This is a genomic window from Erysipelatoclostridium sp. MSK.23.31, assembly GCF_019125875.1.
GTDB classification, from domain to species: domain Bacteria; phylum Bacillota_I; class Bacilli_A; order Erysipelotrichales; family Coprobacillaceae; genus Thomasclavelia; species Thomasclavelia ramosa.
The window spans coordinates 1-8,751 of the sequence record NZ_JAHOCB010000078.1 but is presented as its reverse complement, the minus strand read 5'-3'; the positions used below and the strand labels follow the sequence as shown (position 1 = coordinate 8,751).

The window sequence follows — 8,751 nt, the reverse complement described above, 5'->3', positions numbered from 1 at the left end:
AAAGCAGTTAGTCTTAGGATTGACTGCTTTTTTCTTACCAAAATTTCAGATTGGAGTGATGAAATGGTGTCTGTTAGAGCTGTTCAATAAGATTATCGGTGCATAAAATTTTATTGTGGTGCTGATATGAGAATGGTATAATGTGGATATATAAAATTCTGATTTATGGGGGCGTTATTTTGAAGAAAGCAATGATATATGTTCATGGTAAAGGTGGAAGTTATCTTGAAGCTGAACAGTTCAAAAATATTTGTTTAGATTTTGATGTTTTTGGAGTAGATTATAATGACTATTTCCCGTGGATTGTAAAAAATAAAATTATGGAAGTCTACGATAAAATATCTGAAAAATATGACTACATATATGTACTTGCTAATAGTATAGGAGCTTATTTTACAATGCACACATTACAGAATTTCAAGATTGAAAAAGCATTATTCATATCGCCTATACTTGATATGGAACAACTTATAATAGATATGATGAGCTGGGCGAATGTGTCTGAAAAGGAACTTTCTGAAAGAAAAGAAATACCAACTGATTTTGGAGAAACATTATCGTGGGAATATCTATGTTTTGTTCGGGCAAACCCGATAAATTGGAAAACGCCTACTGAAATTTTGTATGCTGAACATGATAATCTTACATCACGTCAAACGGTAGATAAATTTATTGATAGACATTGTGCAAATCTTACCGTTATGAATGACGGAGAACATTGGTTTCATACTGACGAACAGATTTTCTTTAGAGATAATTGGCTAAGAAAAGTTATACAATAGAATTTAGATTTTATATCCACACACAAAGCAGTTAGTCTTAGGATTGACTGCTTTTTTCTTACCAAAATTTCAGATTGGAGTGATGAAATGAGCGATATTTTTAAGGATATGCAGGCAAACGTCGGCTGTGAATACATTTCCGACCTGCCCTCTTACAAGCGTAAGGTATGGCATGAAATGAAACGACTGAGCCCTGCCGACTATGAAGAAAGACAGTTAGAAGATTTTTCTAAATATGTGTTTGGTATGTCGTACCAGACCTTAAAAGATGTGATGAAACAACAGAAAGGACGTGAGGAACAATGCAGGAAACAAGGGTGCTGGTGGAAACGAGAGGAACAACTGGCGAAGAAACAATATCATACTGGTTCGACTTGCCGATAGATGTTGCCGAGTTTGAAGAAAAGCTAGGTATCGGTGCAGAAAGTCAAGATTATCGTATTATCGAAAAGGTGTTGCCTTATGCTGATGAAGTTCACGAACATACCAGCGTGTATCAGCTCAACGAATTAGATTTTATGTACTGCCAGCTTTCAAGCGATATGCAGGAAGAATATGTATCACTTCTTACCGTGTATGAAAATTTAGAAGCACTTTATATTTGCAGGAACGTGATTACGGTTTATCCCGACTGCAAAAACATGATAGATGTTGCAAGGCAAAAGCTGATGAATGACCCGATATTCAAACATCTGTCCGAGGACTGTCAAGAATATTACTTTGACTTTGAAGCCTACGCTTCTCACTTGCAGGAATACGGAAAATTTTTAGTAACGGAACACGGTATCTTTGAACTGCCAGAGTAGGAAATGAGGTGGTGCTTATGATTGATGATATGGCGGTTTACATTGCTAATCTTGGCAAATACAATGAGGGTTATTTAGTCGGTGCTTGGTTCACATTTCCTATTGACGAGGAAGATGTAAAAGAAAAAATCGGCTTGAATGAACAGTATGAGGAATATGCAATCCACGATACCGAAAACTTTCCTATTGCGATTGGCGAGTATGTTTCCATTGAAGAACTCAATGAGATGTATGAAATGATAGAGGAACTTCCCGACTATATCGTAGAATGTCTGGACGAATTTATCAGCCACTACGGGACGCTGGAAGAAGTCGTGGAACATAAGGACGATATTTATTATTATCCCGACTGTGAAAGCATGACAGATGTTGCCTACTACTATGTAGACGAACTGAACGCACTTGGCGATATTCCACCCCACTTACAAAACTACATTGACTATGAAGCCTACGGGAGAGATTTGGAGCTGGGTGGTCGCTTCATTGAAACAAGCCGAGGTATGTGCGAGATACCATATTAACGCTGGAAGATCAGCAACAAGCATTGTTGCTACTGACAGCGTATTTCTCTTTACGGGACAGTCTGAAAATGGCTGTCCTTTTCCATTTAGAAACTTACGAAAGGAGCTGAAAGAACTTGAAAAAGATTAAATCTTATACGGGTATCTGGAACGTGGAAAAAGTCTTGTATGCAATCAATGACTTTAACTTACCCTTTCCCGTTACTTTTACACAGATTACATGGTTTGTGATTACAGAATTTATCATCATTCTGTTTGGGGATATTCCCCCACTTTCTATGATTGAGGGAGCATTTCTCAAATACTTCGGTATTCCCGTTGCTCTCACTTGGTTTATGTCGCAGAAAACCTTTGACGGAAAGAAGCCGTACAGCTTTTTGAAATCACAGATAACCTATGCCCTGCGACCAAAAATCACTTATGCAGGAAAAGCCGTAAAACTGCATAAGCAGATACTCAATGAAACAATCACGGCAGTAAGGAGTGTGAACTATGTTCCCGATAAAATATATTGACAATAACCTTGTCTGGAACAAGGACAATGAGGTATTCGCCTACTATGAGCTGATACCGTACAACTATTCTTTCTTATCCGCAGAGCAGAAATTTATCGTGCATGACAGTTTCCGACAGCTAATCGCACAGTCCCGTGAGGGTAAAATTCATGCCTTGCAGATTGCTACGGAAAGCTCCATACGCAGTATGCAGGAACAGTCAAAGAAGCTGGTAACTGGAAAATTAAAGGAAGTTGCCTATCAGAAGATAGACGAACAGACCGAAGCGTTAGTATCTATGATTGGGGACAATCAAGTGGACTACCGCTTTTTTCTTGGCTTTAAGCTCATGGTTACGGAAGAACAGCTCAATCTGAAGAACATCAAAAAATCGGCGTGGCTGACGTTCACGGAATTTCTCCATGAAGTGAACCACACGCTGATGAATGATTTTGTTTCCATGCCGAATGATGAAATCAACCGTTACATGAAAATGGAAAAGTTACTGGAAAATAAAATCTCCCGTCGCTTTAAGGTGCGTCGCTTGGAAATCAATGATTTTGGCTATCTCATGGAACATCTTTACGGCAGGGACGGTATCGCCTATGAAGATTATGAGTACCAGCTACCAAAGAAAAAATTGAATAAAGAAACGCTGATAAAACACTACGACCTTATCCGCCCGACAAGGTGTGTGATTGAGGAAAGCCAGCGGTATTTACGATTGGAACATGAGAACAAGGAAAGTTATGTGTCCTACTTTACCGTCAATGCGATTGTAGGGGAGCTTGATTTTCCGTCCTCTGAAATCTTCTATTTCCAGCAACAGCAATTCACATTCCCCGTTGATACTTCTATGAATGTAGAAATCGTGGAAAATCGGAAAGCATTAACGACAGTCCGCAATAAGAAAAAGGAATTGAAAGATTTGGATAATCACGCCTATCAAGCTGGAAGTGAAACCAGCTCAAATGTGGTGGACGCTTTAGACAGCGTGGACGAGCTGGAAACGGACTTAGACCAGAGCAAAGAAAGTATGTATAAGCTCTCTTATGTAGTGCGTGTATCGGCTGATGATTTGGACGAATTAAAACGCCGTTGTGATGAAGTCAAAGACTTTTACGACGACCTCAATGTAAAGCTGGTGCGTCCTGCTGGGGATATGCTGGGGCTTCATTCTGAATTTTTTCCTGCCAGCAAGCGATATATCAATGACTATGTGCAGTATGTAAAATCAGACTTCTTGGCTGGGCTTGGTTTTGGAGCGACCCAGCAGTTAGGAGAAACTACGGGTATCTATATGGGCTATTCCGTTGATACGGGAAGAAATGTGTACCTGCAACCGTCTTTGGCTTCGCAGAGCGTAAAAGGTACAGTTACCAACGCCCTTGCGTCTGCTTTTGTCGGTTCTCTTGGCGGTGGGAAGTCGTTCTGCAACAATCTTCTGGTGTATTATTCGGTGTTGTTTGGCGGTCAAGCAGTCATTTTAGACCCCAAAGCCGAGCGTGGCAACTGGAAAGAAACGCTCCCAGAGATAGCCCATGAAATCAATATCGTAAATCTTACCAGCGACAAGGACAATGCAGGACTTCTTGACCCGTTTGTGATTATGAAGAATGTAAAAGACGCTGAAAGTCTGGCAATCGACATCTTAACATTCCTTACGGGTATTTCCTCTAGGGACGGCGAAAAATTCCCCGTACTTCGTAAGGCGGTACGCTCCGTTACCCAGAGCGACAGTCGGGGCTTACTCCATGTGATAGACGAGCTTCGCCGTGAAGATACGCCCATATCAAGAAATATTGCAGACCATATCGACAGCTTCACAGACTACGACTTTGCACATCTGCTGTTTTCGGACGGTACGGTGGAAAATGCAATCAGTCTGGATAACCAGCTCAATATCATTCAAGTAGCAGACCTTGTACTGCCAGATAAAGATACCACTTTTGAGGAATACACGACCATTGAATTATTGTCGGTGTCTATGCTGATTGTGATTAGTACCTTTGCACTCGACTTCATTCACAGCGACAGAAGCATTTTTAAGATTGTAGACCTTGATGAAGCGTGGGCGTTCTTAAATGTAGCACAAGGCGAAACCTTATCAAATAAGCTGGTTCGTGCTGGGCGAGCTATGCAGGCAGGCGTTTATTTCGTTACACAATCTTCTGGGGACGTGTCAAAGGAAAGTCTGAAAAACAATATCGGCTTGAAATTTGCCTTTCGTTCTACTGACATTAACGAGATAAAGCAGACCTTAGAATTTTTCGGTATCGACAAGGACGACGAGAACAACCAGAAACGGCTTCGTGATTTGGAGAACGGACAATGCTTATTGCAGGACTTATACGGGCGTGTCGGTGTGGTGCAGATACACCCAGTATTTGAAGAACTGCTACACGCCTTTGATACCAGACCGCCCGTACAGAGAAAAGAGGTGGAGTGATGAAAGAAAGGATAAAAGGTGCGTTCACAAAAAAGAAGATTTTCCACTTTCTCAAAATGGCTCTGTTCGTGGTGGCACTCTCCCTTATCCTGCTTTCACTTCTGGGGACGGTGGCTCATGCGACGGGGCTTGTGGACGATACCATAAACGCAGAAAATCTATATTCAAAATATCCGCTGTCGAATTACCAGCTTGATTTTTATGTGGATAATAGCTGGTCGTGGCTTCCGTGGAACTGGCTGGACGGTATCGGAAAATCGGTGCAGTACGGGCTTTACTGCATTACCAACTTTGTCTGGACGATAAGCCTTTATTTAAGCAATGCAACGGGCTATGTGGTGCAGGAAGCCTATAAACTTGATTTTATTAACGATATGGCAGACAGTATCGGAAAAAGCATACAGACCCTTGCAGGCGTTACTTCAAACGGCTTTTCCAGCTCTGGCTTCTATGTTGGATTTTTGCTTCTCATTATCTTAGTGGTGGGACTTTATGTTGCTTATACGGGACTTATCAAACGGGAAACCAGCAAGGCACTTCACGCTGTTATCAACTTTGTGGTGGTGTTCGTGCTGTCCGCTTCATTTATTGCCTATGCTCCCGACTACATTAAGAAGATAAATGAATTTTCATCAGACATCAGTACCGCTTCTTTAGACTTGGGAACGAAAATCATGCTCCCTAATTCTGACAGCGAGGGCAAGGACAGCGTGGACTTGATACGGGACAGCTTATTTTCTATTCAAGTGGAACAGCCGTGGCTCTTGCTTCAATTCGGGAACAGCAACGCAGAGGAAATCGGCACAGACCGTGTCGAAGCTCTGGTATCAGTAAGTCCAGAGGACGAGGACGGAAAAACCAGAGAGGAAGTCGTGAAAACAGAAATCGAGGATAACGACAACAACAATCTGACGATACCGCAGGTGGTAACCCGTTTAGGTATGGTGTTTTTCCTCTTGTTCTTCAATTTAGGTATCACGATATTTGTATTCTTGCTTACGGGTATGATGTTGTTCAGCCAGATACTTTTTATCATTTTCGCTATGTTCCTGCCGATTAGTTTCCTGCTCTCTATGATACCGAGCTATGAAAGCATGGCAAAGCAGGCAATCGTAAGGGTATTTAATACTATAATGACACGGGCAGGAATAACGCTCATTGTAACGGTGGCGTTCAGCATTTCCAGTATGTTTTATAACATTTCCACAGATTATCCGTTTTTCATGGTGGCGTTCTTGCAGATAGTGTGTTTCGCTGGTATCTATATGAAGCTGGGTGACTTAATGAGTATGTTCTCACTTAATGCTGGCGACAGTCAAAGCATGGGACGACGCATATTCCGCAGACCGTATCTGTTTATGCGACATCGGGCTAGGCGTATGGAACACCGTATTGCAAGGGTGGTAAGTGCTGGCGGTATTTCGGGTGGTGTAGCTGGTGCGGTGGCTGGAAGTGCCGTTGCTGGCAAACGGGCTGAAAGAAAAAATACCGTTTCTAAAGAAAATCGGGGCAATACCACTTCCAGCTTTGGAAATCGTGCAGGCTCAAAGGTGGGTGCTGTCTTAGATACGAAAAATAAAGTGAAAGACAAGGCAAATGCTGTCAAAGAGAATATCAAGGATATGCCGACACAGACCGCTTATGCGGTGTATTCCGCAAAGGAAAAGGCAAAGTCCAGCGTGTCTGACTTCAAGCGTGGAATGGTGCAGGAACAGCAGTCCAGACAGACGGGACGATTGGAAAAGCAGGAACAGCATAGACAGAATATCGCTGACAAACGTATGGAGCTTCAAAAGGCACAAGAAGCAAGACAAAGAAAGACGGACGGATCAGCGACAACGGGAGCTACCCGTCCCCATGAGCGACCAGCCACAGCTTCAACCATTCCAAAGCCGAGTGCGGAAAAAATGCAGGAAGTGAAACGTCCTGCCACAGCGACCACTTCAAAAGCAAGTGAACCAGTCAAGACAAATGTTGTGAAAGAGCGTCCGTTATCTTCTGGTGCTTCTGATAAGAAAGCGACCCAGCCTGCACAGCCAGTACATAGGCAGAATGTAGAAAAAGTAGTATCGCAGGAAACACGCCAGAATTACAAAGCAGAGCGTACTACAAAGAAACAGACCTTTGAACAATCAAAGCGTACAACGGAACATACCGAAAAGAACCGTAACCTTGTAACGAAGAAAGGACAGAAGAAAAAATGAAACTGAAACATATCGCTCTTATTGGCAGTCTGTTTCCTATCCTCTTTTCCATAGTCCTTTTCTTTGGTGTCCTCATTAGTGCGGACAGCGACGACGAGAACAGCAACTTTTCTTCTGGCATTACGGGTATGAATTTATCCGCAGAAGTCTTGAAACATCAGCCTATGGTGGAAAAATACGCCAGAGAAAACGGTATCTCCGAGTATGTCAACGTGCTACTGGCTATCATTCAAGTAGAAAGTGGCGGTACGGCAGAAGATGTTATGCAGAGTTCAGAAAGTCTTGGTTTACCGCCCAACTCTTTAGATACGGAAAGCTCAATCAAGCAGGGGTGTAAGTATTTTGCGTCCCTGCTTTCTTCCTGCAAAAATCAAGGTATCGACGATTTGAATGTAGCGATACAGTCCTATAACTATGGCGGTGGTTATGTGGGATATGTGGCAGGAAAAGGAAAGAAACACACCTTTAACCTTGCAGAGAGCTTCGCCCGTGAAAAATCGGGTGGAAAGAAAGTAACCTACACCAACCCGATAGCCGTTGCAAAGAATGGGGGCTGGCGGTATGGCTATGGAAATATGTTCTATGTGGAATTAGTCAATCAGTATTTAACTGTACCGCAGGTATCGGGAGAACTGGCACAAAAGGTCATGAATGAAGCGTTGAAATATCAAGGCTGGAAATATGTGTATGGCGGTAGCAATCCCAACACTTCCTTTGACTGTTCGGGATTGACGCAATGGTGCTATGGAAAAGCTGGTATCTCCTTACCGAGAACGGCACAAGCACAGTATGACGCTACCCAACATCTGCCACTCTCGCAGGCAAAGGCTGGGGACTTGGTATTTTTCCATTCTACCTATAACGCTGGTACTTATGTAACGCACGTTGCAATTTATGTAGGAAATAACCAGATGTACCATGCAGGAAATCCGATAGGATATGCAGACTTAAATAGTAGTTACTGGCAACAGCACTTAATTGGTGCAGGACGAGTAAAACAATAGAAAGGACTCAGAAAATATGTTTAAGAAGAATAAGAAACAGACAGAAAATATCAAAGAAAAAAAGGTGCGTACTGTCAAGGTAGGCACACATCAAAAAACCGTGATTGCGTTGTGGGCGGTGCTTATCGCAAGCGTGAGCTTTGGGGCGTATAAGAATTTTACGGCTATCGACCAACACACGACCCATGAAAAAGAAATCATAGAGCTTCGCTTGCAGGACACCAACGGGATAGAAAATTTCGTGAAGAATTTTGCGAAGTCCTATTACACATGGAGCAACAGCAAAGAAGCGATTGAAGCAAGGACGCAGGCAATCAACAATTATCTGACAAAGGAATTGCAGGACTTGAATGTAGATACCATTAGAACCGATATACCGACCAGTTCCACAGTTACAGATGTGCTTGTATGGAATATCGAGCAATCGGGAACAGATACTTTTTCTGCTACCTACGAAGTAGATCAGCAGATAAAAGAGGGAGAACAGACAA

General features: G+C 42.5%; 10 protein-coding genes. All 10 read left to right on the top strand.

All coding sequences use genetic code 11. From position 1 onward, the window contains the following. Positions 1-179: 179 nt before the first annotated feature. Positions 180-782, top strand: a complete 603-nt coding sequence (locus KSU54_RS18080; protein ID WP_226811782.1) for an alpha/beta hydrolase — start codon at positions 180-182, stop codon at positions 780-782. A 177-nt stretch (positions 783-959) separates the two neighbouring features. Beyond that, positions 960-1,166, top strand: coding sequence for a hypothetical protein (locus KSU54_RS18075; RefSeq protein WP_438696237.1), 207 nt, complete (start codon positions 960-962; stop codon positions 1,164-1,166). Next, complete coding sequence (locus KSU54_RS18070) at positions 1,085-1,588, top strand: antirestriction protein ArdA (protein ID WP_117791827.1); 504 nt, start codon at positions 1,085-1,087, stop codon at positions 1,586-1,588. Before KSU54_RS18075 ends, KSU54_RS18070 begins: the two co-directional genes overlap by 82 nt. A 17-nt stretch (positions 1,589-1,605) precedes the next feature. Further along, on the top strand, positions 1,606-2,109 hold the full coding sequence (locus tag KSU54_RS18065) for an antirestriction protein ArdA (protein ID WP_117791826.1): 504 nt from the start codon (positions 1,606-1,608) through the stop codon (positions 2,107-2,109). Next, positions 2,072-2,239: a hypothetical protein gene (locus tag KSU54_RS18060; RefSeq protein WP_217746715.1), complete on the top strand. Its 168-nt coding sequence runs from the start codon at positions 2,072-2,074 to the stop codon at positions 2,237-2,239. Before KSU54_RS18065 ends, KSU54_RS18060 begins: the two co-directional genes overlap by 38 nt. Next, positions 2,226-2,624, top strand: a complete 399-nt coding sequence (locus tag KSU54_RS18055) for a conjugal transfer protein (RefSeq protein ID WP_003061368.1) — start codon at positions 2,226-2,228, stop codon at positions 2,622-2,624. The genes KSU54_RS18060 and KSU54_RS18055 overlap by 14 nt, the downstream gene beginning before the upstream one ends. Beyond that, positions 2,602-5,052 carry an ATP-binding protein gene (locus KSU54_RS18050; protein ID WP_117791825.1) on the top strand — a complete coding sequence of 817 codons (2,451 nt, stop codon included), beginning with the start codon at positions 2,602-2,604 and terminating at the stop codon, positions 5,050-5,052. Before KSU54_RS18055 ends, KSU54_RS18050 begins: the two co-directional genes overlap by 23 nt. Beyond that, positions 5,052-7,256, top strand: coding sequence for a CD3337/EF1877 family mobilome membrane protein (locus KSU54_RS18045; RefSeq protein WP_117791824.1), 2,205 nt, complete (start codon positions 5,052-5,054; stop codon positions 7,254-7,256). Before KSU54_RS18050 ends, KSU54_RS18045 begins: the two co-directional genes overlap by 1 nt. Next, a complete protein-coding gene (locus tag KSU54_RS18040; protein WP_041968841.1) occupies positions 7,253-8,260 on the top strand; it encodes a bifunctional lytic transglycosylase/C40 family peptidase in 1,008 nt (335 codons plus the stop codon). Before KSU54_RS18045 ends, KSU54_RS18040 begins: the two co-directional genes overlap by 4 nt. Before the next feature lie 16 nt (positions 8,261-8,276). Then, the coding region (locus KSU54_RS18035; protein ID WP_217746714.1) for a conjugal transfer protein at positions 8,277-8,751 on the top strand (475 nt) is incomplete at its 3' end.